The 24,967-nt window shown below is 67.1% G+C and carries 23 protein-coding genes and 1 pseudogene; 10 read left to right on the top strand and 14 right to left on the bottom strand.

Features of this window, described 5'->3' with window-relative positions; translation table 11 throughout:
* Positions 1-150: 150 nt before the first annotated feature.
* Positions 151-1,518, bottom strand: coding sequence for an MFS transporter (locus tag ASC92_RS06555; RefSeq protein ID WP_235505710.1), 1,368 nt, complete (start codon positions 1,516-1,518; stop codon positions 151-153).
* Positions 1,519-1,723: 205 nt separating this feature from the next.
* On the opposite strand from ASC92_RS06555, the gene ASC92_RS06550 reads away from it, so the two are divergent.
* Positions 1,724-2,659 carry a LysR family transcriptional regulator gene (locus tag ASC92_RS06550; RefSeq protein ID WP_056512798.1) on the top strand — a complete coding sequence of 312 codons (936 nt, stop codon included), beginning with the start codon at positions 1,724-1,726 and terminating at the stop codon, positions 2,657-2,659.
* Between the two features lie 234 nt (positions 2,660-2,893).
* Here the strand turns inward: ASC92_RS06550 and ASC92_RS06545 are convergent, their stop codons facing one another.
* From ASC92_RS06545 to map, 4 genes are all read right to left on the bottom strand, one after another.
* Positions 2,894-3,625 (bottom strand): hypothetical protein, encoded by a 732-nt coding sequence (locus ASC92_RS06545; protein WP_235505709.1) that lies wholly within the window; start codon positions 3,623-3,625, stop codon positions 2,894-2,896.
* Positions 3,626-3,688: 63 nt separating this feature from the next.
* Positions 3,689-4,186, bottom strand: a complete 498-nt coding sequence (locus ASC92_RS06540) for a GNAT family N-acetyltransferase (RefSeq protein WP_056512130.1) — start codon at positions 4,184-4,186, stop codon at positions 3,689-3,691.
* Between the two features lie 101 nt (positions 4,187-4,287).
* Positions 4,288-4,941 carry a glutathione S-transferase family protein gene (locus ASC92_RS06535; protein WP_056512127.1) on the bottom strand — a complete coding sequence of 218 codons (654 nt, stop codon included), beginning with the start codon at positions 4,939-4,941 and terminating at the stop codon, positions 4,288-4,290.
* A 177-nt stretch (positions 4,942-5,118) separates the two neighbouring features.
* On the bottom strand, positions 5,119-5,865 hold the full coding sequence (gene map / locus ASC92_RS06530; protein WP_056512124.1) for a type I methionyl aminopeptidase: 747 nt from the start codon (positions 5,863-5,865) through the stop codon (positions 5,119-5,121).
* A gap of 160 nt (positions 5,866-6,025) precedes the next feature.
* Between map and ASC92_RS06525 the strand changes: the two genes are divergently transcribed.
* From ASC92_RS06525 to ASC92_RS06515, 3 genes are all read left to right on the top strand, one after another.
* Positions 6,026-6,652: a DUF938 domain-containing protein gene (locus ASC92_RS06525; RefSeq protein WP_056512121.1), complete on the top strand. Its 627-nt coding sequence runs from the start codon at positions 6,026-6,028 to the stop codon at positions 6,650-6,652.
* Between the two features lie 180 nt (positions 6,653-6,832).
* Complete coding sequence (locus tag ASC92_RS06520; protein WP_056512119.1) at positions 6,833-7,123, top strand: HU family DNA-binding protein; 291 nt, start codon at positions 6,833-6,835, stop codon at positions 7,121-7,123.
* Between the two features lie 123 nt (positions 7,124-7,246).
* Complete coding sequence (locus ASC92_RS06515; protein ID WP_056512117.1) at positions 7,247-7,777, top strand: C40 family peptidase; 531 nt, start codon at positions 7,247-7,249, stop codon at positions 7,775-7,777.
* Between the two features lie 4 nt (positions 7,778-7,781).
* On the opposite strand, the gene ASC92_RS06510 is transcribed toward ASC92_RS06515, so the two are convergent.
* From ASC92_RS06510 to ASC92_RS06490, 5 genes are all read right to left on the bottom strand, one after another.
* The gene (locus ASC92_RS06510; RefSeq protein WP_056512115.1) at positions 7,782-8,414 is read right to left on the bottom strand and encodes a DUF2894 domain-containing protein; all 633 of its coding nucleotides are present in this window, start codon (positions 8,412-8,414) and stop codon (positions 7,782-7,784) included.
* Between the two features lie 28 nt (positions 8,415-8,442).
* A complete protein-coding gene (locus ASC92_RS06505; protein ID WP_056512792.1) occupies positions 8,443-9,096 on the bottom strand; it encodes an OmpA family protein in 654 nt (217 codons plus the stop codon).
* Complete coding sequence (locus tag ASC92_RS06500; RefSeq protein ID WP_056512111.1) at positions 9,096-11,456, bottom strand: DUF802 domain-containing protein; 2,361 nt, start codon at positions 11,454-11,456, stop codon at positions 9,096-9,098. The genes ASC92_RS06505 and ASC92_RS06500 overlap by 1 nt, the downstream gene beginning before the upstream one ends.
* Positions 11,453-12,163: a DUF3348 domain-containing protein gene (locus tag ASC92_RS06495; RefSeq protein ID WP_056512108.1), complete on the bottom strand. Its 711-nt coding sequence runs from the start codon at positions 12,161-12,163 to the stop codon at positions 11,453-11,455. Before ASC92_RS06495 ends, ASC92_RS06500 begins: the two co-directional genes overlap by 4 nt.
* A gap of 113 nt (positions 12,164-12,276) precedes the next feature.
* Positions 12,277-13,524: an FAD-dependent oxidoreductase gene (locus ASC92_RS06490; RefSeq protein ID WP_056512105.1), complete on the bottom strand. Its 1,248-nt coding sequence runs from the start codon at positions 13,522-13,524 to the stop codon at positions 12,277-12,279.
* Between the two features lie 226 nt (positions 13,525-13,750).
* Between ASC92_RS06490 and ASC92_RS06485 the strand changes: the two genes are divergently transcribed.
* The 5 genes and pseudogenes from ASC92_RS06485 to ASC92_RS06465 all read left to right on the top strand — a co-directional run bounded on the left by ASC92_RS06485 (position 13,751) and on the right by ASC92_RS06465 (position 19,368).
* Positions 13,751-15,826: a carbon starvation CstA family protein gene (locus ASC92_RS06485; RefSeq protein WP_056512102.1), complete on the top strand. Its 2,076-nt coding sequence runs from the start codon at positions 13,751-13,753 to the stop codon at positions 15,824-15,826.
* A gap of 4 nt (positions 15,827-15,830) precedes the next feature.
* Positions 15,831-16,037: a YbdD/YjiX family protein gene (locus ASC92_RS06480; protein WP_007837269.1), complete on the top strand. Its 207-nt coding sequence runs from the start codon at positions 15,831-15,833 to the stop codon at positions 16,035-16,037.
* Between the two features lie 204 nt (positions 16,038-16,241).
* Positions 16,242-18,412 (top strand): annotated as a pseudogene (locus tag ASC92_RS06475) (TonB-dependent receptor).
* A gap of 115 nt (positions 18,413-18,527) precedes the next feature.
* A complete protein-coding gene (locus tag ASC92_RS06470) occupies positions 18,528-18,947 on the top strand; it encodes a sel1 repeat family protein (protein ID WP_056512099.1) in 420 nt (139 codons plus the stop codon).
* Between the two features lie 145 nt (positions 18,948-19,092).
* Positions 19,093-19,368 carry a hypothetical protein gene (locus ASC92_RS06465; protein WP_056512096.1) on the top strand — a complete coding sequence of 92 codons (276 nt, stop codon included), beginning with the start codon at positions 19,093-19,095 and terminating at the stop codon, positions 19,366-19,368.
* Here ASC92_RS06465 and metC read toward each other — a convergent pair.
* The 4 genes from metC to ASC92_RS06445 all read right to left on the bottom strand — a co-directional run bounded on the left by metC (position 19,341) and on the right by ASC92_RS06445 (position 23,962).
* Complete coding sequence (gene metC / locus ASC92_RS06460; protein ID WP_056512095.1) at positions 19,341-20,585, bottom strand: cystathionine beta-lyase; 1,245 nt, start codon at positions 20,583-20,585, stop codon at positions 19,341-19,343. The two genes, ASC92_RS06465 and metC, sit on opposite strands and share 28 nt — an antisense overlap.
* A gap of 52 nt (positions 20,586-20,637) precedes the next feature.
* On the bottom strand, positions 20,638-21,648 hold the full coding sequence (locus ASC92_RS06455; RefSeq protein WP_056512092.1) for a Bug family tripartite tricarboxylate transporter substrate binding protein: 1,011 nt from the start codon (positions 21,646-21,648) through the stop codon (positions 20,638-20,640).
* A gap of 57 nt (positions 21,649-21,705) precedes the next feature.
* A complete protein-coding gene (locus tag ASC92_RS06450; protein WP_056512089.1) occupies positions 21,706-23,289 on the bottom strand; it encodes a rhodanese-like domain-containing protein in 1,584 nt (527 codons plus the stop codon).
* 82 nt (positions 23,290-23,371) lie between these two features.
* Positions 23,372-23,962, bottom strand: coding sequence for a cysteine dioxygenase family protein (locus ASC92_RS06445; protein ID WP_056512086.1), 591 nt, complete (start codon positions 23,960-23,962; stop codon positions 23,372-23,374).
* Positions 23,963-24,069: 107 nt separating this feature from the next.
* Between ASC92_RS06445 and ASC92_RS06440 the strand changes: the two genes are divergently transcribed.
* Entirely contained in the window at positions 24,070-24,942 is an 873-nt protein-coding gene (locus ASC92_RS06440) for a LysR substrate-binding domain-containing protein (protein WP_056512084.1), read from the top strand.
* Positions 24,943-24,967: the final 25 nt, after the last annotated feature.

The following is a 24,967-nucleotide window of genomic DNA, read 5'->3' as shown; positions in this document are numbered from 1 at the left end:
CATTGCTGTCACAGGACTTGCTCCGAAGCGACCGCTCGGGGGGCACGGCAGAAATGGGCCCACACACTGCCGACATCTGCGCGTCTCCAAGGCGCTCGGCCACCCCCGCAATGCAGAGGCCGAAAGGAGCACCTTCGCCTCCGATACCAATCACGCGCCGCGAGCTCTTGCGGGGCTTCTGAGCAAGCTCGCCACACTCCCGGCCAACGCGGCCAAGGCCGCCATCGCCAAGCCCCAGCGCACCGCGCTGTGGGACGGCAACAGCGCGAACATCAAACTCATCAACAGGCTGCCGAGCGTCAACCCCGTGAGTCGGGCTGTGCCTTGCGCTCCACCGGCCGCGCCGCTGCGTTCCTTGGGGGCCGAGAGCAGCATGTTCTGGTTGTTCGGCGTCTGAAAGAAGCCGAAGCCCAGGCCGGCGAGGCTTGTGAACACAGCGATCGGCAACGCCGGGTTGCCGTGCAGCGGCCACAGGGCACACAGGGCCAGACCGCTCGCGAAGCACGCACTTCCGGCCGCGCACAGCCAGGCGCTCGGCAAGCGCTGGGCCAGGCGTGCCGACAGCGGTGCAGCCAGCATCACCGCCAAAGGCCAGGGGGTCATCAAGAGGCCGGCCGTCACGGCGCTCTGGCCGAGTTCGTGCTGGATGTAGAACGGCAACGCCACAAGGCTGGCCATCTGGCTGGTGAAGCAGCACACGGAGGCAACGATCGAGACCCGAAAGGAATGCGCGCGCAGCAGGTCGAGCGGGATCAACGGCGCTGCCTTCGGCATCTCACGCCGTACCAGCAGGACCATGCAAACGGCAGACAACGCGAGCAGCGCACCGCCATGCAACGGGTGCACCACCAGCCGGTCGCTCCCCAGCACGAAAGAGGCGAACACGGCCGCGTTGAGCGCGATGCTCCCGACGTCGATGCGGCGCACCGAGCGCGCCGGGCTCGGCAACCCTGCGCAGGCGGCGAGCACGAGGAGGCCGATCGGCAGGTTCACCGCAAAGAGCCACGGCCAACTTGCCGCAGAGAGTATGAACGCGCCAAGGGTGGGACCCGACGCTGAAGCGGCTGCGACGGCGAGCGCGTTCCAGGCGATCGAGCGCGCCAGCAATTGATGCGGATAAGTGAAGCGCAACAACGCCAGCCCAAGGGGCATTACGGCGGCACTGCCCAGGCCCTGCAGGCACCTCGCGGCCACGAGCCATGGCAGCGATGGAGCCAACGCGCACAACACCGACGCTGCGGTGAACAGCGCGACGCCGCCAGCGAAGACCCGCCTGTACCCGAACCTCTCCCCGACAGCAGAAGCCGGCAACAGGAACATGACCACGGCCAGTTGGTAGGCCGTGATGATCCAGACGGCATCGGTGGGTGTCGCCTGCAATTGCTGGGCAATGCCTGGCAGCGCGATGTTGGCGATTGCGCCGTCGAGCACCACCAGCACGCCCGCGCCCAGGATCGCGGCGACGGCTGCGTAGCGCCGCGGTAGGGGCAGGCCATCGGCGCCATGCACTGCGTTCACCTCCTGGGTTTCGACAGCGCGGGCAGCGGGGGAAGAAGAGTTCGGTCGAAGCGTAGATGACAACATGATTGGTGACTGGAAGAGGCACGCTCTATTGCGCCAAGCCAGCTTAGGACTGCGCGCACGGCTTGCACAGCGCGCGGCGCTCAACTTGTCCCTGCATGGGGCGCCTGTCGAAATCCTTGCAGCCGTGCTAGGTTCGGGCATGCCAACAGAAGCTGACCTGAACCTGCTGTTTGCGTTGAACGCACTTCTTTCCGAGGGCAGCGTCGCAAAAGCGGCCGAGCGCCTGGGCCTGAGCGAGTCAGCGATGAGCCGGGCGCTCGCACGGTTGCGGGAATCAACCGGGGACCAGCTCCTCGTGCGTGCGGGTCGCGCCATGGTGCTCACGCCGCATGCGCAGGCACTGCGCGACCGCGTCAGGGAGCTGGTGCAGGAATCACGCGCGGTGCTTCAGACCGCCGGCGCGAGCATGGACCCCCGCACGCTCCAGCACTTGTTCACCATACGGGCCAACGACGGCTTCATCGAGGCCTTCGCGCATCGGTTGGTGGCCCGCGCCGCGCACGAAGCGCCCGGCGTTCGTCTGCGCTTCGCGCCCAAGCCCGACAAGGACGTTCGCCCACTGCGCGAGGGATTGCTCGATCTGGATGTCGGCGTTCTCGGCGAGTCGGGCCCGGAGGTACGCGTTCAGGCGCTCTATCGCGACCGATTCGTCGCAGTAGTGCGCCAGGGCCATCCCCTGCTGGCCGAGCCCGAGATCACCGCCGAGCGCTACGCTGCCTGCGACCACGTGGTCACTTCACGCCACGGCCGGACCGAGGGGCCGGTGGACGACGCGCTTGCAACGATGGGCCTGGAGCGCAAAGCCGCGGTCGTAGTGCCCAGCTTCAGCACCGCCTTGTCGATAGCGGCCGCGACCGAGTTGGTTGCATTGATACCGTCCTCATACTTTGAACACCTGAGGGCACGGGGCACGCTGCGTTCGTTTCCGCTGCCGATTCCTACGGAGCAGATCACCGTGTCGCAGATGTGGCATCCGCGCCTTGATCGGGATCCTGCGCATCGGTGGCTGCGTGGGGTGGTGCTGGAGGTCTGCCGGCCGCCGGATGAGCAACAAGCAAGAGCGCCGGTGCCATAAGTGGAGCATGGCCAAGCCTCTCTTCCCGCAAGAGGCCGATCGTCATCACGGCCGACTGTGGCCCGGATCCCCAGCCGGAGCTCGTCAATGCCCGAGGGTCAGCATCAAGAAGAGCGGTGACAAGGTGCCCGTCACCGAAAGTATTGGCGCTCTGGACTTGAGGCGCCTCCATTGATGTCTTTTCTGAGGTGAGAACGCAAGACAGGTAGTGGCCTGCCTTTGAAGCCGCTTGCCCTATTTGGCAACCGACGCGTTGCTGAGGCCGAGTCGTTCCAGAACCTGGCAGTTGTACCGGACCCAGTCTCGCCCGGAGTTCTCGATGACCATCTTCTCCAGATTCAGCCGCTCGAACAACGTGTCTGTGGTCTGTCGGTAGTCCTGATACAGCGAGATAAGGCCTTCGAGGCCAACCAGATTCCGGCGTACTGCGTACGGTCCCTTCAACTTCCATTCGACCTGGTACTTCACCCACGCCTCGCCACGCTCTGCGCAGACAGTGCGCACTGCCCGCTCCACGTCGTCCTGCCGCAGATAGACGATCAGTGGGTGCAGCGGCGCGATGAGCTGGGCCAAGCTTTCGCAGTACGCCGCGATCTCATCGAAGCTTGCCTCCATCAAGAAGAGATTGGTGAGGTCGCCATGAAAGAGTTGGCCATCGAGTACGGGTATCGAAGTGCCAAGTCGAACCTCGTCGGCAAACAAACGCCACCTTGAAATTGCTCGGGCCGCCAGTTGCGCCGCCGTAGATTCGAGCCAAGGTTCAAACCAGTTCTGCAGTGCATCGGTGGCCCGAACTGGGTGCGGATCGGAGCGCTCGTGAATCGCAAGCGCCGGCTGGTTTGCGTCCTCAAGCGCTTTCGCAATAAAGCGCATGGTTGTTGATTTGCCGGAGCCCATGATGCCCTCGATGACGACGAGCCCATGCTGCACGATAGGCTGGTGATCTGGCAGTACGGGGTTGGTCATGCGGATGTTGTATCCGATTCAGGCCGCGGTCGTCGATGTCTGCTGTTGGCCCAAGTACAGCCACTAAGCGCCACCCGCGAGTTTGCCCATCGCCGGGCCTGGCAGCCTGTAGCTGAGTCTGTCGGCTACCTTTGTTGCGCCGAGGCGTTCGTAGAACGCGATGCCTCGTGTGTTCGCCGCTTTGACTGGCCAATCGACACGATGGCAGCCATGAGTCAAAGCTCTCTTCGCGACCCAAGACATGAGCGCTTTTCCGGTTCCGGTACTGCGATGTGTCGATCTCACATAGAGCTCCTTGAGTTGGCACTGCTTGCGCTGCTCAGGGGTGAAGTCGACCAATGAAAACACCCAGGTGATAGCTGCAAACCCGACGACCGTTTGATCGTCCGTCAACGCGACGGCGAGTTGATGGGGAGAGCCCGCCGCAAGGAGATTCGTAGCAAGATGGTCGCGGACCATCTCACGCGAGACATCTCGGCCCTCGTTGTAGAACCCGTGCAACTCGATCAACAGATCGATGAGCGACTCATGCTGAGCCTCGGCTACCAGGTCGACATGCATACGGCTCCCTTTCGATGGTTCGCGACACCCTCATCGTTGTTGAAGGCCGGCATGGAATCACTGAATTCTGCCGTGGAAACAGGGGCTGCCCCTGGCTCGCATCAGCCCCCCGGCCAGGGCGCAGCGTTGACCGCCAGTTGCGCGGCGAACGCCCGCTGGTAGGCCGGCCGTGCTTCGCCGCGAGCGACATAGGCGGCCAGATTGGAAAACTCGTTCAGCAGGCCGGATGGTCTCAGCCGGAGCAGTACCGACACCATCATCAGGTCGCCCGCGCTGAAGCCGCCGTCCAGCCAGTCGGTGTCGCCCAGGCGAGCGGCGAGCTGGGTCAGCCGGGCACGCACCCGGTCCTGGACGAGGGGCAGGCGCTCGTCCTTCCATGGCCTGTCGCCTTCCGCGAACTTGGCGATGGCGAGTTCGAGGATGGGAGGCTCGACCGTACTGAGCGCCGCGAACATCCACGTGATGGCGCGTGCCCTTGCGTTGGCATCGACGGGGAACAGTCCCGGGTGGCGCTCGGCGATGTGCAGCACGATGGAGCCGGTCTCGAACAGCGCGAGGTCGCCTTCTTCGTAGGTGGGGATCTGGCCGAAAGGATGCAGCGCGAGATGCGCGGCCTCCTTCATCGCGCGGAAGGACACCAGGCGCACCTCGTAGGGCAGGCCGGCTTCCTCCAGCGCCCAGCGCACGCGCGTGTCGCGCGCCAGACCTTTGCCGCCATCGGGCGACCGTTCAAAGGCGGTGATGGTGATGGTCATCGCGAGTGTCCTTTCGACGCGCGCCGAGCGCATGGCCAGGTTGGTTGTGAACTGGTGCGTGAGAGCCCGTCTCACGCGTGGGAATAGTCTCTTGTCGCGCGTCGAGAAACACCGCTGAGACAGCAGCTCGGAATTTGGGCCTTCCAGGCGAACTCGATCGATCGAGCAATCAACAAGTCAATGCGTCGTGACGACGATGGGAGCACCCTTCGTGATGATCATCGTGTGCTCGTACTGCGCCGACAGGTTTCCGTTCACGCCCGCAAGCGTCCAGCCGTCGGAAGCCTCGGTGACGATGTGGCTCTTGGTCGACAGGAAGGGCTCGATGGTGATGACCATGCCTTCATGCAGCGTGCGCGTGTCCGAAGGATCGAAGTAGCCGGGAATGTGCTCGGGCTCCTCGTGCAGCGCACGGCCCACCCCATGGCTGGCAAGGTTCTCGATGATCTTGAAGCCATAGGCCTTTGCAGTGCGCTCGATGGCGGCGCCGATCTTGTTGATCGGTTGCCCGGCCCGGGCGGTCTTCATCGCTTCGGCGAGGGCTGTGCGGGTGGCGTGGCAGAGGCGGGTCTTCTGCGGAGTGGTCGGCGGCACCACGGTGGTTCCGCCGGTGTCGGCAAAGTAGCCACCGAGTTCCGCCGACACGTCGATGTTCAGCACGTCCCCGGCCCGGATGACCCGGTCTCCGGGGATTCCGTGCGCGGCCTGCTCGTTGATGCTGATGCAGGTCGTGCCCGGAAAGTTGTACGTCAGCTTCGGCGCGGACCGGGCGCCATGCTCTTCGAGCAGCCGTTCGCCGATCAGGTCGAGCTCGCGTGTGGTCATGCCGGGCTCCGCGGCGTCGAGCATTCGCTGCAGCGTCAGCGAGACTATCCGGCCGATTCGCTTCAGTGCTACGACGTCGTCTTGTGTTTCGATGGTCATGATGAGGCCTTGTGAAAGATGCGCCCAGCTTGGTTGGGGCTTGTCAATGCGATGGAAGGTATTGTTATATGCCGTACTGAATTTCCGGGCATCCCCGCCCGGCATTCGAATATTCTTGTCCCCGCGTATTCTCAATCCGCCTCTTTCAGGTGCCCTTCGAATGCCCGACCTTCCCCACAGCCCCGCCGCCGACCGCAACAAGCAGCCCATCCTCGAGGCACTGACCCGCATCCTCGGCGAGCAAGGCACCGCGCTGGAGATTGCATCCGGCACAGGCCAACACGCCGCCTGGTTCGCGGCAGCAATGCCCCAATGGATCTGGCAACCCACCGACGCAGATGCCCGCATGCTCCCCGCGATTGCAAGCCGAGTCGCTGAAGCCGTGCTGCCCAATCTCCGCCCGCCACTCCTGCTCGACGTGACGGCCCCTCAATGGCCATTGCAAGGTTCCGCATCCGCTGAAGAAGAAAAGAAGTTCGACGCGATCTACTGCGCCAACATGCTGCACATCGCGCCTTGGACAGCATGTGCCGCATTGATGCAAGAGGCCGCGCGGCATCTGCTTCCTGGTGGCGTGTTGATCACGTACGGGCCGTATCTGGAAGATGAAGTTCCAACGGCGCCGGGCAATCTCGCGTTCGACGAAGATCTGCGTGCCCGAAATTCCGCCTGGGGCATTCGCCGCGTGGAAGACGTGACGGCAGAGGCACACCGGGCAGGTCTCGTGTTGCGCGAACGGCACTCGATGCCCGCGAACAACCTGCTCCTGGTCTTCGGCTTCCGGTGAATGCGTGGGGCAGTCCGTTGCCCTGCAGATTCTTCCGCACCAGCGTGCATCGATCACGATGTTTCACTTTTGAAACGCCCGCATGTCCCGCTCCTCCGGCGGGGCGTTTAAAGTTCGAGCCCGGTGCGCTTCGCGTCCCTGATTTCCCTTCAACCGTCACATCGAAGAAAGAACCCCATTTTGAACAAGACCGACCTCATCACCGCCATCGCCGCCGACACCAACCTCAGCAAGGCCGACGCCGCCCGCGCGCTCGACTCCACCATCGAAAACCTGTCGCGCGCCCTGGCAAGCGGCGACACGGTGCAACTGATCGGTTTCGGCACCTTCGCCGTGGCCAGCCGTCCCGAGCGCACGGGCCGCAACCCGTCGACCGGCGAGCCGATGACCATCAAGGCCAGCAAGGCGCCCAAGTTCACCGCCGGCAAGGCGCTGAAGGACGCGGTCAACGTGCCCGCCGCAGGCCAGTAAGAGCCTCTTGCCTTCCTCCGTGGCGCCGGCGCAGCAGCGCGCGGCCTGCGGAGGGGCCATCTTCGAGTTGCCGTCGCGTTCCGCGCTAGAGTCCGTGCACGTTCACAAGCTCAGCCATCCGACATGCCCGACGCACCTGTGCCAACGCCACGTTCCCCCGCGCTCTTGCTGCCGCTGCTGCAGTGGCTGCTTCGGCTCCTTCCGATAGGGGCTTGTCTTCTGGTTCTGGGCTGCGCGAGCCCCACCGGGCCACGGCCGGGAGCCGCCATCACCAGCACGCTGACGGCCGAACAAACCAACAGCATCGCGATCCATGCACTGGGGCTGGTCGGCACGCCGTACCGCTATGGCGGCAACACGCCGGACGGCGGCTTCGACTGCAGCGGCCTCATCGGCTACGTCTATCTCAACAGCGTGGGGCAGTCGCCGCCGCGCACGGTGGCGCGGATGGCGTCCTTCGGCAGTCCTGTGGCGATGTCCGACGTTCGCACCGGCGACCTCGTGCTCTTCGGCTCATCCGCGCCGACGCATGCCGGCATCTACGTGGGCGGAGGTCGCTTCGTGCATGCGCCGTCGACCGGCGGCGAGGTACGGCTCGACAGGCTCGACGGCGTGTATTGGTCGCGCCAGCCAACGCAGGCCCGGCGGCCTTGAGGGTTCAGGCGGACTTGCCGCGACCGCTCTTCCTGGCAGGGCCTTCGGCGCGCGGGCTCGCCGCACCCGTCGCAGCGTTGCCGCCGTTCAACTGATCGACCCACGACAACGCATCGACATACGACATGAACCGGTTGAGGTATTCCGGCGACAGGTCGCGCATCAGCGTGAGCGAACGGTGCACGAGGTGGTGCGAGTTGAGGGGGCCTGCGTTCTCCGGCACCTTCGCCAGTGATTGCGTCAAGCGCCGATCCGCGCTGAGCTTGGACCATGTGCTCTTGAAGTAGCGGATCGACTTCAGTTCGGTGGACGGCAAAGAAGAAGCGGAGAGGCCGCGTGTCGCATTGCGCGCCACAGGGGCCGAGCTGTCGCCAAGCACCGGCGCATTCTGGGCGATGTGATCGACGAGCCCGGCGAGCGCTCCGCGCTCGGGTGCGGCTTCCTGCTTCGCCACATCCGTTGGCTGTGCCTTCTCAAGATCCTCACCATACGCAGCAAGCAGCGTCGTCACCTTGTCGTCAAGGATGCGCCGCGCCTCGCCGCCGTACGCGGCTGCGCGCCTGGCCATCGCCTCGATGACGCGGAAGCGCACGGGATCGAAGCGGTGATCGCCGCGCTTGATCGATGCGGCGACCATCGCGGCGGTGTCGAGGCAAGTCTCCTGATCAGTCACGGGGCTTTGCGCTGGCGTTGTTGGAAGGCCTCGGCGTAGGCGCCATTTCCACGCGCCGGTTTTTCGAGCGCCCATCGGCATCTGCATTCGAGGCCACTGCCTGCTCAGACCCGAACGCCGCCGCGAAGATCGATGACGATGGTATGCCCGATTCGATCAGCGCCCGCGTCACCGTCAAGGCACGCTGCGCCGAGAGCTCCCAGTTGTCTGCAAACTGGCGCGCGTTGTCGCGCATCTGCCGGTCGTCGGTGAAGCCGCTCACCATCAGGATCTCGTCGCGCGACTTGAGGTACGCGCTCAGCGGCGCGGCCAGGCTCTTGAGCAGTTGCCGGCCTTCGGGCTGAAGCTCCGCGGAGTTGAAGGCAAACAGCACGCTGCCGCTGATGCCGATGCAGCCGTTGTTCAGCGTCACGCGGCCGGCCGCGAGCGGCCCCGCGAGGGCTTGCTCCAGCGTCTGCCGGCGCTTGGCCTCGGCCTGCCGTTGCTTGACCTCGGTCTCCAGCTTGGACGCAAGTTCCAACTGCATGCCGATCGCGCACACGAGGATCAGCACGAAGGCCCCGAGCAGGCCCGCCATCAGGTCGCCGAACACCGCCCACACCGGCACACCCGGTTCGTCGAAGCCGGCGTCGAGGTCTTCGCGCATCATGCTTCGCTGTCCACCGGTGCCTGCTGTTGCTGCCGGCTGGCGATCTGCTGCATGTCTTCGACAATCTGCTTCTGCGACATGATGCTCAGGTCGATGACTTCGCGCGCCTGCGCAACGTAGTAGGCCAATTGCTCGTCGCTGCGCGTGATGGACTTGCCCAGCGCGCCTTCGATGCGCTGCAGGTGGCCCACGAGCTTGTCGTTCGACTGGCTGAACAGCTGCACGGCAAGGCCGAAGGCTTCGCCGAGGCTCGCCACTTCGACGGCGCTGCCGGTGATCTGCGCGGCAACGGCGGCCATCTTCTCGGACTCCGCATCGGCCTTCTCGGTGAAGCGGCTGCCCACGCGCTCCAGCAGGTCCGCCGATGCGGACACCAGCGTGTCGATGGCCGCGCGCTGCTCGGTGGATGCATGGTTCACGGCGTCGAGCAGCGTGGCCAGCGTTTCGAGGATGCGGCTGCGCTCTTCCAGCATGGCGTTGTCGCGGGTCATGCTGTCGGCGAGTTTCTGGCGCAGCTCGGTGACAACCTCGGCTGCGGCGCGCGGTGCTTCCGCGGCGGCTTGCAGCAACTGCGCGATCTCGGCAACGGTGTTCTTCGCATGCGCCTCGGTCTGGGCCGACATGTCCCGCGCGGTTTGCGCCATGGCGTCGATCAGTTGCTGCTGCTGGCTCGCGTTGTGCGCGCCGGCCTGCTGCCATTCCTGCTGCAGCGATGCGGCCATGGTGGCCAGCGATTGCGTCCACGCCAACAGGCGCTGTTCGTCGCGCGATGCCATCTCGGACACGATTTCGGCCGCGGCCCGTGGAGCTTCCGAAGCCGCCTGCAGCAACTGTGCGATCTCGGCGACGGTGTTCTTCGCATGCGCTTCGGTCTGGGCCGACATGTCGCGCGCAGCCTGCGCCATGGTGTCGAGCAGCTGTTGCTGCTGGCTCGCGTTGTGTGCGCTGGCTTCCTGCCATTCCTTTTGCAGCGAGGCGGCCATGGCCGTGAGCGATTGCGTCCAGGCCGCGAGGCGTTGCTCGTCGCGCGATGCCATGTCGGTCTGCAGCTTCGCGTGTGCGCCATCGACCGTGTGCAGCAGTGACGCGGCGTGCTGCGCGAAGGCGGCGGCGACCGACGACAGGGCCTGGTGCGCATCGCCCGAGAGTTTTTCGCTCACGCGCTGATGCTGCGCAAGCGCGCTGCCCCAGGTGTCCGACACGTTGCCCACGGCGCTTTCGAGGCGGGCGGAGACGGTGTCCACCAGCGCGGCGGAGCGTTGCTCGAAGGTCTGCGCGAATTGATCGTGCGAGCCGCGCATGTCCTTCGACAAGGCTTCGCTCGTGCGCTGGTGTTCAGCGAGCGCTGTCTTCCAGGTATCGGCCACGCGGGTGGTGGTGGCCTCGAAGCGGCTCGACAGGCCGTCGAGCTGCTGCTGCACGGTCTGCGAGATGGTGTCGTGCAGCGTGGCCGTCTCGCGCGCGATGCCGGCCATGGTGGCTTCGACGACCGGCTGGATCGCCGCGCCCGCGACGCGCGCGCTCTCGGTCAGGCTCTGCTTCAGCGACTGGTCGACGGAAGAGGCGAGGCCGCCGTACACGGCCTCGGCCTTGCTGTGGAAGTGGTCCTGGCTGGTGGCGAGGCGTTCGTTCAGCGCGTGGCTCTGGCGTTCCATCGCCAGCATCATGGCCTGCAGCTGGCCGACCAGCTCGGGCATGGCGTGGGCCTGCTGCTGCAGCAGCTTGAACGATTCCTCACGCTGATGCGTGAGCGAGAAGACGCGCAGGGTGGTTGCGATCTGGGTGTCGAGCAATTGCCCGGCCTGCAGCCGCTCGCGCCGGCTCAGCGCCGAGGCCAGGCCCAGCATGGCCGATGCGGCCACGCCTGCCACCGAGGTGCCGAAGGCCAGCCCGAGGCCCTTCACGGGAGCGGACAGCGAGTCGCGGATGGTCTGCAGGTCGGTCGAGCTTTCGAGCGCGAGGCCGGTGCCCTTGAGCGTGACCACCATGCCCACGAATGTGCCCAGCATGCCCAGCAGCACCAGAAAGCCGGCGAGGTACGGCGTCATCGCCGGGCCGGGCAGGCCGACGCGTTCGCCCTCGATGCGCAGGCGCACCGCGTTCTGCAGCGAGGGATGCAGACGGCCGAGCCATGCGCCGAGGCTCTCGGGCGGGGCGGAGAGGTCCGCCACGGCCTGCGTCAATGTGGAGGTGGCCTGCTGGAAGCGATGCAGCTCCAGCGCGCCCATGAGGTAGGACGCGCCAATGATCGCGGTGACGGCCAGCGCCAGCGGGTTCGTGCCGATGTATCCGGCGCCCACCCAGCCGACGACGGCCAGGCCTGCGACAAAGACGGCGTATTGAAGGAAGCGGGTCATGGGGTCCTGGTGGCCTGGGTGCGAAGGGCTTCGAGCAGCCCTTCGACCGGTTGAAATCGAAAGTCCAGTTCGGCGAGCAGCACGTCCTGGGCGTCTTTGCGGAATACGTCCAGCCACGCATCGGGGGGCTGGGTGCCGCTGTCAGTCTCTGCTTCGTCAGGCGTCTCGGCGGCCTTGCGCAAGCGCTCGAAGTGCTTTTCGAGCAGCCCGGGTACGGCCGACAGCAGGCTGTGCTCGCGCGCCTCCAGCACCTGTGCCATGACCACGTCCACCGACGCGAGCCGGGCCATGGCCGGCGATTTGGCCGCCAGCGCCGAACGAAGCCGGCTGCGCAGCGAACCGACACCGGCCTCCATCGCCTGTTGTCGGGCGAGGTAGCGCCGGCGGTACGGGGTGAACTCGGGCGTCGCGTCCTTGGCGATGCCGAAGGTGCTGTCTTCGGCGATGGCATTCGCCAGTGCGGCTCGCACGCGCTGGCATTCGCCTTCTTCGGCGTTGCGGGGAGCGCGGGTGCCGGGCTGTACCGTCGTCGCCGGTGCGCCATCGAGCGCTGCGGACAGCGAGATGGCATCGGTCCAGCCGAACCACTGGCTCAGTCGGTCGGCGGTCGGTTGTGCGGGTTCGCGGGCATCGATGCCGGCCAGTCGGGAAAGCAAGCGAATGAGCGCCGGGCCGTTGAAACTTGTGCGCCTGAAAACTTGCCCCATACCGCTTGAACGCGCCTGATCGAAAAACCTGGCAGTCTACAACAGCGACCTCTCGCAGAGGCCTGCCCGTCGGCCTCCCCAGGCCCCGGCTGTGTAACGAAATGCCAGTTCCATCACGCCCGCGGCGACCGTACGTGCTCGGGCCGCACGCCCATGCCCACGGCCTGCGCCGGCAGCCTGCGCAGCAGCGGCCAGCGCGCCAGCAGCCGCAGGGGCCACGGCAGGCGGCCGGAACCGGACGCCAGCTCGCCGCCGAGCACGGGCACCAGCACGCGGTCCTGCACCAGGCGCTGCGCCGCCTGCGTCACGCGCACCGGCCATTCCCTGCGGCGTTGCAACTGGGGCAGCAGGGCGTCGATCTCCTTCTCGGTCGCGGTGCCGGCCAGGGCCTGGGCCAGCAGGTTCGCGGCGGCCACGGCGTCCTGCACCGCGAGGTTGATGCCGACGCCGCCCACCGGCGACATCGCATGCGCCGCATCGCCGATGCACAGCAGCCCGCGGCACGACCAGGCCTCGAGGCGGTCCACCGTCACTTCGAGCAGCTTCACGGCGTCCCAGCCGGGCAGTGCCGATGGCAGCCGGGCGGCGAGAAAGGGGGCGACCTTTCCGATCTCTTCATGGAACGCCCCGATGCCCCGGGCCTGCAGCGCGGCGTGCCCGCCCTTGGGAATCACGAAGGCGCATTGCCAGTAGTCGCCGCGGTTCAGCATGGCCAGGAAGCGCCCGCGCGCGATGTAGCCCCCGGTCGTGGAGGGGTCGCCGGCCTGCTTGGGAATGGCCATCCACAGCGCGTCGATGGGTGCGCCGTAGCTGATGTGCGGCAGCGCGGCGGCATCGCGCAGCGCGGAGTGCCGGCCATCGGCCGCCACCACCAGCGAGGCGTGCAGCTCGACATCCTGCGGCTGGCCCGCGCGGCCGCCGCGCCGCACCTTCACGCCGTTGACGCGTCCCTTGTCCTGCAGCAAGCCAATGGCCTCGGCATCGGTCCACAGCTCGAAGCCCGGGTAGCGCCGGCCCTCGTCGCACATGAAGTCCAGAAACTCCCACTGCGGCATCAGCACGAGAAACTTGCTGTGCGCGGGCAGGTGCGTGAAGTCGGCGACCGGGACGCTGCGGCCTTCGAAGGTGACGCGCAGTTCCTCGATGCGGTCGTGCGGGCGCTGCAGGAAGGCATCGAGCAAGCCAAGCTCGTGCAGGATCTCGAGCGTTGACGGGTGCACGGTGTCGCCGCGAAAGTCGCGCAGGAAGTCGAGATGCTTTTCCAGCACGACGACGGGCACGCCGGCCCGGGCCAGCAGAAGGCCCAGCACCATGCCGGCAGGACCGCCACCTGCGATGCAGCAGCGTGGTTGTGTGTCCATGGCTTTGATTCTTTCGCCCCCTGATCGCGTCCTGATGAGGGCTCACATGTTCGCGCCTGGTCCGGTTCCTGCGTGTAGGCCCGCAGGCATTGCACTGCGGGACGGCGCCTGCCGTACCCGGGTTTTCCATTACGCAAAGCCACGCATGCGCTCCACGCATTGAGACGGATGCGCCCGCGCCGCGGCCCGGCAAAACTCCTCGGGTTCAATAAAAGGAGACATCCGCATGCACAGCATCCGACGCCACCTGGTGTGGCTGGTCGTGGCCGTGGTCGGCGCATTCGCGCTCGGCACGGTGGCCCTGACCCGTGGCGAAAGCGTCAACGCCCTCTGGGTGGTGGCCGCCGCGATCTGCACCTACCTGATCGCCTACCGCTACTACAGCCTCTTCATCGCCGACAAGGTGCTGGGCCTGGACGGCAACCGCAAGACGCCGGCACACCGCCACAACGACGGCCTGGACTACGTGCCGACCGACAAGAACGTGCTGTTCGGTCACCACTTCGCGGCCATCGCGGGCGCGGGTCCGCTGGTGGGGCCGGTGCTGGCGGCGCAGATGGGCTACCTGCCCGGGCTGCTGTGGATCCTGGCGGGCGTGGTGTTCGCCGGTGCGGTGCAGGACTTCATCATTCTGTTCATCTCCACGCGGCGCGACGGCCGCTCGCTCGGCGACCTCGTCAAGCAGGAGATGGGCGTGGTGCCCGGCATGATCGCGCTGTTCGGCACCTTCATGATCATGATCATCATCCTCGCGGTGCTGGCGCTGATCGTGGTGAAGGCGCTGGCCGAATCGCCGTGGGGCACCTTCACGGTGGCCGCGACGATTCCGGTGGCGCTCTTCATGGGCGTGTACCTGCGCTACATCCGCCCGGGGCGCATCGGCGAGGTGTCGCTGATCGGCTTCGTGCTGTTGATGCTGGCCATCTTCGGCGGCCAGGCCGTGAGCCAGAACCCCGAGTGGGCACCGCTCTTCACCTTCGACGGCAAGGCGCTCACGTGGATGCTGGTGGGCTACGGCTTCATCGCCGCGAGCCTGCCGGTGTGGCTGCTGCTGGCGCCGCGCGACTACCTCTCCACCTTTTTGAAGATCGGCACCATCATCGCGCTGGCCATCGGCATCGTGTTCGTGATGCCGACGCTGCAGATGCCGTCCATCACGCAGTTCGCGCAAGGCAACGGCCCGGTGTGGTCGGGCAGCCTGTTCCCGTTCCTGTTCATCACCATCGCCTGCGGCGCCGTCTCGGGCTTCCACGCGCTGATCTCTTCGGGCACCACGCCCAAGATGCTCGACAACGAGCGCCATGCGCGCTTCATCGGCTACGGCGGCATGCTGGCCGAATCGTTCGTCGCGGTGATGGCGCTGGTGGCCGCATCGTGCATCGAGCCGGGCATCTACTTCGCGATGAACAGCCCCGGCGCGCTGGTCGGAACGACCGCGCAGCAGGTGGCGGCCACGGTGTCGAGCTGGGGCTTCGTGATCACGCCCGAGATGCTGCTGCAGACCGCGAAGGACGTGGGCGAGACGACGATCCTCGGCCGCGCAGGCGGCGCGCCGACGCTGGCCGTGGGCATGGCCCACATCCTCCACCAGGTGATCGGCGGGCAGGCCATGATGGCTTTCTGGTACCACTTCGCGATCCTGTTCGAGGCGCTGTTCATCCTCACGGCTGTGGATGCCGGCACCCGCGCCGGCCGCTTCATGCTGCAGGACCTGCTCGGCAGCTTCGTGCCCGCGCTCAAGCGCACCGATTCGCTGCCGGCCAACCTCGTCGCCACGGCACTGTGCGTCGCGGCCTGGGGCTACTTCCTGTACCAGGGCGTGGTCGATCCGCTGGGCGGCATCAACACGCTGTGGCCGCTGTTCGGCATCTCGAACCAGATGCTCGCCGCCGTGGCGCTGCTGTTGGGCGTGGTCGTGCTGTTCCGCATGAAGCGCGAGCGCTACGCGTGGGTGGCGATTGCGCCTGCCGCATGGCTGCTGGCCTGCACGCTCACGGCAGGCTGGCAGAAGATCTTCTCGGCCGACCCGAAGATCGGCTTCCTCTCGCATGCGGCCAAGTACACCGACGGCATCGCCAACGGCGTGTTGGTGGCGCCGGCCAAGACGCCCGAGGCCATGTCGCGCATCGTGTTCAACGACCGCCTCGACGCGGCGCTGTGCGCGCTCTTTATCTTCGTGGTGCTGAGCGTGCTGGTGTACAGCATCAAGGCCTGCCTCGCGGCGCGTGCGGCCAACCGGCCGACCACCAAAGAGACACCGTTCGAGCCGGTGGGCGCCGCTGCCGCAACGGCCGCGCACTGACGCCATGGGCCTCGCATTGCCGGAGGCCGGGCGCTACTTTGCGCGCTCGCTCAAGCAGTCGCTGCGGCTCATGGTTGGGCTGCCCGACTACGACGCCTACCTGACGCACATGGCGGCCACCCACCCGGACCGCGCGCCGATGAGCTACGAGGCCTTCTTCCGGGAGCGGCTGGAGGCGCGCTACGGGGCCGGCAAGGGGCGTTGCTGCTGACGCGTCGCTGCATCTAGAATCCTGCGGTCGCGCGACGCGATCCCTTCGCCCAAAGCCCCGGCCACCGAGCCGGTGCGAGCTGGCGAAGGCACCCAACCCAGATTTTCTCCAGGCAGGGCGTACACGGTTTCTCCATCCGAGCGATGGGGAGCCGGTGTGGCGCTTCGCGATTTCAAGAACAAATCGCCCTGAGGGAATTTCGCCATGTCCGTCCGTTCTCGCGCGCCGCGTTTTCGCCTGCGCCATCCGTCCCTGTTCGTTGCCGCCCTGGCCGCCGCTCACTGCGCGGCACAGGCCCAGAGTGCCCCCAATGAAGGCAGCACGCTCAAGGAAGTGACCGTCAGCTCCGAGCAGGACGTCGGCTATGCGCCGTCCATCGGCAGCACCGCCACCAAAGGCTCCGCGCCGCTGCGGGATATTCCGCAGGCGGTCAACGTGGTGCCGGCGCAGCTGCTGCGCGACCAGGGCGCGACCTCGATGCAGGACGCGCTGCGCAACGCGCCCGGCGTGTCGTTCAACGCGGGCGACGGCCAGCGCGACCAGGTGGTGATCCGCGGCTTCACCGCCATCGCCGACTGGTTCGTCGACGGCGTGCGCGACGACGCGCTGTACTTCCGCGACCTCTCGGACACCGAGCGCATCGAAGTGCTGAAGGGCCCGGCCGCGGTGCTGTACGGTCGCGGCTCCTCCGGCGGCCTGGTCAACCGCGTGACCAAGAAGCCGGTCTTCGACCGCGCCTTCGGCGAAGTCTCGCTCGGCCTCGGCACGCACGACTTCAAGCGGCTCACCACCGACCTCAACACGCCCATCGGCGAGAACATGGCGTTTCGCCTCAACGTTGCACGCGAGAAGTCGGGCAGCTACCGCGACCAGCAGTTCATCGACCGCTACAACATCGCGCCGTCGCTGGCCATCAAGTTCAGCCCGCAGACCGACCTGCTGCTGCAGTACACCAACGCCTACGACCAGCGGCTCACCGACTTCGGCATTCCGGCGCTCAACGGCCGCCCGGTGAACGTGCCCATCGGCACCTACTACGGCTCGGCCTTCGGCAAGCGCGACGACACCACTACGACGAAGGTGCAGTCGTTCACCGCCACGCTGAACCACCGCTTCAGCGACACGCTGAGCCTGCGCAACACCACGCGCTATTCCAGCTACGCGCTCGACCGCTACAACACGCTGCCCAGCGGCACCACCGACCCCGTTCGCCTGACCGTGGGCCGCACGCGCGGCTTCATCCTGCGCGACGAGAGCGGCTGGTTCAACCAGACCGACCTCACATGGCGCAACGAGCTCGGCGGCTTCAAGCAGGAATGGCTGCTGGGTGCGGAGTTCGGCCAGCAGGAGAAGCGGGCGTATTCCGTGTCGTCGGCCACCGGCTTCGAACGCGTGAGCATCCTGAACCCGGTAACCGCACCCGCGCCGATTCCGCTCGCGAGCTACCTGGCCAGCAGCGCGATCCCGAGCAACACGCGCTTCAAGACCGCCGCGCTCTACGCGCAGGACCAGATCACCCTGGCACCGCAGTGGAAGGCGCTGGTCGGCGGGCGCTACGACGTTTTCGGGCAGGACACCTCGTTTGAACGCACGCTGGCGCCGCTGTCGCGCACCGATCGCAAGTTCAGCCCGCGCGCGGGCGTGGTCTGGCAGCCGAGCGAAACGCAGTCGTACTACGTGTCGTACAGCCGCTCGTTCCAGCCTTCGGCCGAGACCTTCGCGCTGTCGGCCAGCAACACCGCCAACGACCCCGAGATCACGGTGAACAAGGAGATCGGCGCCAAGCTCGACTTCCTGGACGGTGCGCTCAACCTCACGGCGGCGGTGTTCAACCTGGAGCGCTCGGGCATCAAGAACACCGACCCGACCAATCCCGCACGGCAGATCAACGTGGGCACGCAGCGCACCAACGGCATGGAGCTGGCGCTGGCCGGCAAGCGCTGCCGGGGCGCTGGGACATCAGCGCGGGCTATGCGTACCTCGATGGCCGCATGACCAAGTCGCTGGCCACGGTGAGTTCGCTGCAGTTGCCGGTTGGAGCGGCGATGCCGGTGCAGGGCAAGATCGCGCCCCTCACGCCGCGGCACTCGGCTTTCGTGTGGCTCATGAAGGACCTGGGCAACGGTCTGAGCGCGGGCGGCGGCGTCAACTACGTGGCCGCGCGCTATGCCTCGCTGAGCAACCTCGTCACTCTGCCTTCCTATGTCACGGCAGACCTGGCTGCGAGCTACAAGACCGGGCGCTACGAGATTTCGGCGAACCTGAAGAACATCACGAACCGCAAGTACTACGTGTCGGGGCACGGTAGCGTGGACAACCTGATCATGCCGGGGGCCGGGCGCGAATTGCAGGTGATGCTGACCGCGAAGTTCTGAGGCACGGGCGCGGGCTCAGTCTTTGGCTGAGGCGGCCTGCGCGAAATCCGGCTTCTCCATTCGGCGCGGCAGCGCGACGATGCCTCCACGACAACACTATTCGTGGAGAACATCGATGCCATCCGAACTCAACCAGATGACCGGCCTGTCGCTGCGCTTTCGTGTGCTGCTGTCGGGCGTGCTGTTGCTGGTGGCTGCGCTCAGCGCCGCGCATCCGTCGGATGCGGGCGTCGAGCTGCAGGCGGAGCAACGCTTCCAGCTGGCCCTCGAAGCACAGGCCGACCGTGACTACCGCTCGATGCTTGAACAGCTGCGGCAGGCCGCCACCGAAGGCCATGCCGAGGCGCAGGAGATGCTCGGCATGGTGCTGATGACCGGCCCGACGCTGTACGGCGCGGCCGTGAAGGCCGACCGCTGCGAGGCAGGGGCGTGGATGCGCCGCGCGGCAATGCAGGGCAGCGAGACTGCGAAGGTGCAGCTGACCTTCCTGAACCGGCTCCGTGCCTCGCCTGCGGGGACGAACGTTTGCGAATGAATGCGTCTCCGGTGGCCGGGCTCGCAAATTTCGGCGCTGCAGGCGGGAAGTTGGCCTACTCGCAGCGTCTGCGCCCGCGCATGGGCGAAGGCCGCGGGGCAGCGCAAGCTCGAGGCTCGATCATCCCGCTACAAGGATCTTCACCATGCGCAAGCCGACGACTCTCCCACGCCATCCCGACGACATCACGCAGCTCGATGTGTCCCAGGCCGTGCTCGAGGACGAGGAGAACCCCAGCGCCCTGCGCGCGCTCACGCCGCATGAACGCGCCTTGCTGTTTCCGGCGCGCGATGGCTGGGGCGCCGCGTGCGGGCGAGCCGTGCGCAGCCTGACGAGCAGTCCCGTGAAGCTGCTCGGTGCCGCGGCGGTGGTGGGGCTCGCGCTGGCGCTGGTCTATGCGAAACGCCCGGACCGGGCCTGATCGTCCGCGCTGTGCTGCTGGGTTCGCATCGCAGCAAACCCGCGCTCCAGATCAGCCATCAGGTCCGAGGGCGCTTCCAGCCCGACGTGCAACCGCACCACCGCCCCACGCCCGCTCCAGTCCGTCACGCTGCGCGCCGCACGCATGTGGGTCCACGCCACCAGGCTTTCATAGCCGCCCCATGACGAGCCACGCCCGAACAGGGTGAGCGCATCGACGAGGCGCTCGACCGCGGCGCTGTCGATGCCGGGCTGCAGCTCGATGGACAGCAGCCCGTTCGTGCCGCTGCAATCGCGCTTCCAGATGTCATGCCCCGGATGCTGTGGCAGCGCGGGGCAGAACACGGTCGCCACTTCGGGCCGCTCCTGCAGCCAATGCGCCAGCTCCAGCGCGTGACGCTCGTGCATCTGCAGCCGCGCCGACAGCGTGCGCATGCCGCGCAGCACCAGCCACGCGTCGTCGGGGCTCACGGTCATGCCGAACGCATCGCAGCGTTCGTTCAGTGGGCGCCATGCGGCTTCGGTCGTGGCGACGGTGCCCATCATCACGTCGGAGTGGCCCGAAAGGTACTTGGTCGCGGCCATGGTCGAGATGTCGGCGCCCAGCGCGAGCGGGCGGTACTGGCAGCCCGAGCCCCAGGTGTTGTCCGCCGCGAGCAGCGCGCCGCGCGCGTGCGCCAACTCCGCCAGCTTCGGCAGGTCGCACATCTCGTAGACCAGCGAGCCGGGGCACTCCGCATACACGAGCCGCGTGTTCGGTTCGAACAGGTCCTCGATGCCGCTGCCATCCGCCGCAAAGAACGAACTGCGGATGCCGTACGGCTCGAGGAACGAATGCACGAGATTGCGCGTGGGCTCGTACACGCTGTCGGACATCAGCACGTGGTCGCCCGGCTTCAGGTACGACAGCAGCACCATGCCGATGGCCGCAAGGCCCGTCGGAAAGAGCCGTGTGCGGTGGGCGCCTTCGAGTTCGCTCACCGCGTCTTCGAGCGCGAAGGTGGTCGGCGTGCCGCGCGCACCGTAGCTGAAGATGCGTTCGTCGTCGCGCCGTGCACGCGCGTCGCGCATCGCGCCCACGCTGTCGAACAGCACGGTGCTCGCGCGCACCAGGGGCGTGTTGACGGGCGATCCGCCGGCGTATGACGGCGTCTTGCCCGTGCGTGTAAGCCGGGTGTCGAGCGTCAGGTCGGCGGGGACGGTGTGCGAGTCGGGCATGGTGATGTGTAGCGAAGAAAGTTCAGGCCGCCATGTTGCGCCAATCAATCAATCAATCGGCGCGTGCGCCGGAAAGCTTGACGATGCGCGACCAGCGGTCGATGTCCTGGCGCAGCTGCGCCGCGAAGGCTTCCGGCGAATTGGCCACCACCTCGCTGCCGCCATCGGCCACGAGCTTGCTCACCTCGGGCAGGTGCAGCGTGCGCACGATGGCTTCGTTCAGGTAGGCCACGCGTTCCGGCGGCGTGCCGGCGGGCGCGAAGAAGCCGTACCAGTCTTCGAAGCGTGCGCCGGCATAGCCCAGCTCCTCCAGTGTCGGCACCTTCGAGAACACGCCGATGCGGCGCGGGCTGGTCACGGCGAGCACGCGCAGCTTGCCGTTCTGCACGAGGCCGGCGACCGAGGCGGTGGACGTGACCAGCACGTCGACCTGTCCGCCGAGCAGATCGGTCAGTGCGGGGCCGGCGCCCTTGTAGGGCACGTGCGTCATCTCCACGCCGTTGTCCTTGGCCAGCACCACGCCGACGAGGTGCGACAGCGTGCCGTTGCCGGGCGTCGCATAGGTCACCTTGCCGGGGCTGGCCTTGGCCTTCGTCGCGAGGTCGGCGAAGCTCTTGAGGGGCGAGTTGGCGTCCACCACCAGCGCGAGCGGTGCGGCGTTGATCTGCGTGATGGGAATGAAGTTCTTGATCGGATCGAAGCCCGGCGCCGCGTACAGCGTGGGGTTCACGGCCATGATCGACACCTGCGAGGTGAGCACGGTGTAGCCGTCGGGCTTGGCGTCGGCCACGGCCTTGGCGCCGATGTTGCCGCCTGCGCCGCCGCGGTTGTCGACCACTGCCGCCTGTCCCATGATTTCCGGCAGGCGTGTGGTGACGAGGCGCGCCGTTGCATCGTTGCCGCCTCCGGGCGGAAAGGGCGAGATGAACTTCACTGTTTGCGAGGGGAAGCCGTTGCGTGGCGCCAGCGGTTCGGCGGCGGCTGATTGCAGTGCGAGCGCCGCGAGCCATGCGGCGGCGACGGCATAACGGGCGATGTGCGGGATGCGGCTGGCGAACGGCATGGCGGAACTCCTGGAATAGGAACGGACAAGGACGAACGGAAAGCGGAACCGGGGATGTCAGCCGTGCGATGCGGCGGCGGGCAGACGGAAGGCAGCGCGCTCCTGCGCGTCGAGCTGCGCGACGAGGCCGGTTTCCCATGCAAGGTAGCGGCGCGCGGCTTCCTTGTTGCCGTCGTGGCGGTCGTGCACGAAGAACAGGTAGTCGATGCAGTCGCCGTCGGCGGGCAGTGCGGGCGTGGCCTCGAGGGGCAGGCCGGCGGCGCGCCATGCAGCCATGCCGCCCGAGAGCAGCAGCGGGGCCGGCGAGTGGCCTGCGAGTTCGGACGCGGCGGCCCATGCCGCGAGCGCAGCGTCGTCGGCGACCAGCACGAGCTGGCGCGTCTCGTTCTTCATCACGTCGCCGGCGAGGCGGGGACGGATCGACCAGCGGGCCTGCGCGATGTGGCCGGCGCGAAACTGCATGCTGGCGCGCAGGTCGACTACCGCCACCTCGTTGCGCTCGATGCGCGCGGCGAGCGCCTGCGCATCGATGGTGGCCAGCGCGGGCGGGCGAGGCGCGGCGGCAGGCGCGAGCGACAGCCCGCTCGCCAGACCGCCTTCGAGCACGCTCGCGTCGTGCCCCATCTGCCGCAGCCAGCTCGCGATGGTCGGCGCACGCACGCCATCGTTGTCGAACAGCACGAGCCGTGCGCCGCGCACGCCGAAGTACTGGTCACCGGCCTGCATCAGCTGGCCGCCCGGCGTGTGCTGCGCACCGGGCAGGCTGCCGGCCGCGAATTCTTCCGGCGTGCGCACGTCGCACAGGAACAGGGTGCGCTCGGCGTCGTCGGCCCACTGCCGCACGGCCTGCGCATTCACCATCGGCACGTCGAAGCGGGCGGCCAGCGCCCTGGCGGCGGGGCGCAGGTCGGTGTTGCCGCTGTCGTCCGCGTAGCGCCGGGTGCCGCCGTGCTCCAGCGTGTGATCGCCCAGGTACCAGCCCTGCGTGCCATTCTCCAGCGCATAGACGGGGTTGGGCAGCCCGAGGTTGATGAGCGTCTGCGCGCCGATGATGCTGCGCGTGCGGCCCGCGCAGTTGATGACGATGGGCGTGGTGGTGTCGGGCACCAGCCGGCGCACGCGGTAGGCCAGCTCGCCGTTGGGGCAGCAGGTGGCGCTCGGGATGTTCATCTTGTGGAACTCGCTGGCGGGGCGGCCGTCGAGCACCACCACCTTGTCCTTGCGCGCCAGCATCTCCGCGAGCTGGCCGGCGCTGACGCGGGGCGTGTGATAGATCTCCTCGGCCAGTTCGCCGAAGGTCTTCGAGGGCAGGTTGACGCCCGCGAAGAGCACGTAGCCCGCGGCCTTCCAGCCACGGGCACCGCCTTGCAGCACGTGCACGTTGCCGTAGCCCAGCACGGCGAGCCGCGCGGCGGCGCGCTCGGCTACGTCGGCATCGCCTTCGTCGTACACCACCACGCGCACGCCGCGGCGCGGCACGAGGCGCGGCGCATCGATCTCGAGCCGGCTGAAGGGCAGGGGAATGCCGTAGAACAGGTGCGCCTCGCCGTACTGGCCGTGCTCGCGCACGTCGAGCAGCGCGATCTCTCCGCCGTCGTGCAGCCAGGATTTGAGGGTCTTCGGGTCGATGAAGGAAGTCATGGGCGCAGGTCGTTGGGACGAGTGAAGTCCTGCGGGAGCATGGCGCGCGCCCGCATGAAAGGAAAGTGGAAATGGAAGGCCGCTAGCGGCGCGTCTGCACGCCGATGCCCATGGTCTGGTACGTGCCCGCGCCGAGGTCGTAGGCGGTGCGCTGGTTCAGCGTTTCGAGCGCGCGGCCGTACATGTGCAGGTGGCGAATGACCTGCTCGCCCTGGATCTCGACCGAGTGGATGTCCTCGGGCATCAGCGCGATGCCCTTGCCCGGCGCGACGACGACCAGAGCCGTCTGCTTCAGCCTGCCCACGCCCGGCACGCTGCCGTCGTCGGTACGCTCGTACACGCGGTTGTGCTCGGTGCCTTCCACGGCAGCGATGCAGGCCCAGGTGGTGTGGTTGTGCGGCACGATCTTCTTGCCCGGGCGCATCACGTTCAGGTACAGCGCATAGCTATGGTCGGGGTCTTCGGCGATGAGGTAGCGGGCTTGGTGCTCGCCGGCCTCGGGCGGAGGGAAGTCGGCGGCGCCCCAGTATTCGGTGCGGGCGGCCAGGCCTTGCAGCGAATCGAGCACCACTTCGAGTTTTTCGCGGGTGGGTTCAGCGCCGCCAATGGCTTTCTTCATGCCGGCGATGGACGCCTCGACGGCCTGGCGGCGTTGCTCGGATGGGGTGCTCATGCGGTGTTCTCCAGTGGGGTTGCCTGTTTCGTGTGCGTTCACTGTAGTGACGCAGGCGTGACGCAACAATCCAGCTGGCGCACGAAATACATCAATAAAATTAATGTATGCCTACGCTCGATCTCGAACTGCTGCGCTCCTTCGCGGCCGTCGTCAGCCACCAGAGCTTTGCGGCCGCCGCCGTGCACCTGGGGCGCACGCAATCGGCCATCACGCAGCAGATGCAGCGGCTGGAAGAGCAGATCGGCCAACCTCTGTTCGCCAGGCAGGGCCGGCAGAAGCGGCTCACGGAGCATGGCGAAAGGCTGCTCACCTATGCGCACCACATGCTCGCGCTGAACGACGAGGCGCTGCGCAGCCTGCGGCAGGGGCAGCTCGAAGGCAACCTGCGCATCGGCGCGCCGCACGACGTGGCCGAGACCATGCTGCCGCTGCTGCTGACCGAGGTGGCGCGCACCTCGCCGCTGCTGCAGCTCGACATCCACATCGGCCGCAGCCCCTACCTGATGACCTCGCTCAAGAGCGGCGAGGTCGACATGATCATCTCCAACCGTGCCGACGCGCAGTTCGAGGGCGTGGTGCTGCGCAACTCGCCCACCGTGTGGCTGTGCGCGGCGAGCTACGTACACGACCCGAGCAAGCCGGTGCCGCTGATCATGGCCGACGGCCCCAGCATCTTCCGCCGCATCGGCCACGAGGCGCTCGACGCGGCGGGCGTGGCCTGGACGCCGCGCTACACATCGTCGAGCCTGATCGGCATCAAGGCCGCACTGCGCGCCGGGCTTGGCGTAACGGCGCGCGGCGTGGAGCAGCTCGACGCAGGCCTGCGCGTGCTGGGCGCGGGCGACGGCATGCCGCGGCTGCCCGACCTGGCGTACTACCTCTATGTGCGCAGCCACGTGGTGAATCCGGTCACGCGGCAGGTGTTCGAGACGTTGAAGAAGCACCTTCGGCTGCCGCGGACCGACATGCCGGCGTAGGGGGCGCGGCACCGGACGAGGCCGT

Origin of the sequence: Variovorax sp. Root411 (assembly GCF_001425205.1) — a bacterium.
Lineage (GTDB): Bacteria > Pseudomonadota > Gammaproteobacteria > Burkholderiales > Burkholderiaceae_C > Variovorax.
Note: the sequence above shows the minus strand (reverse complement) of the source record. Positions and strands in the feature narration are given on the sequence as shown.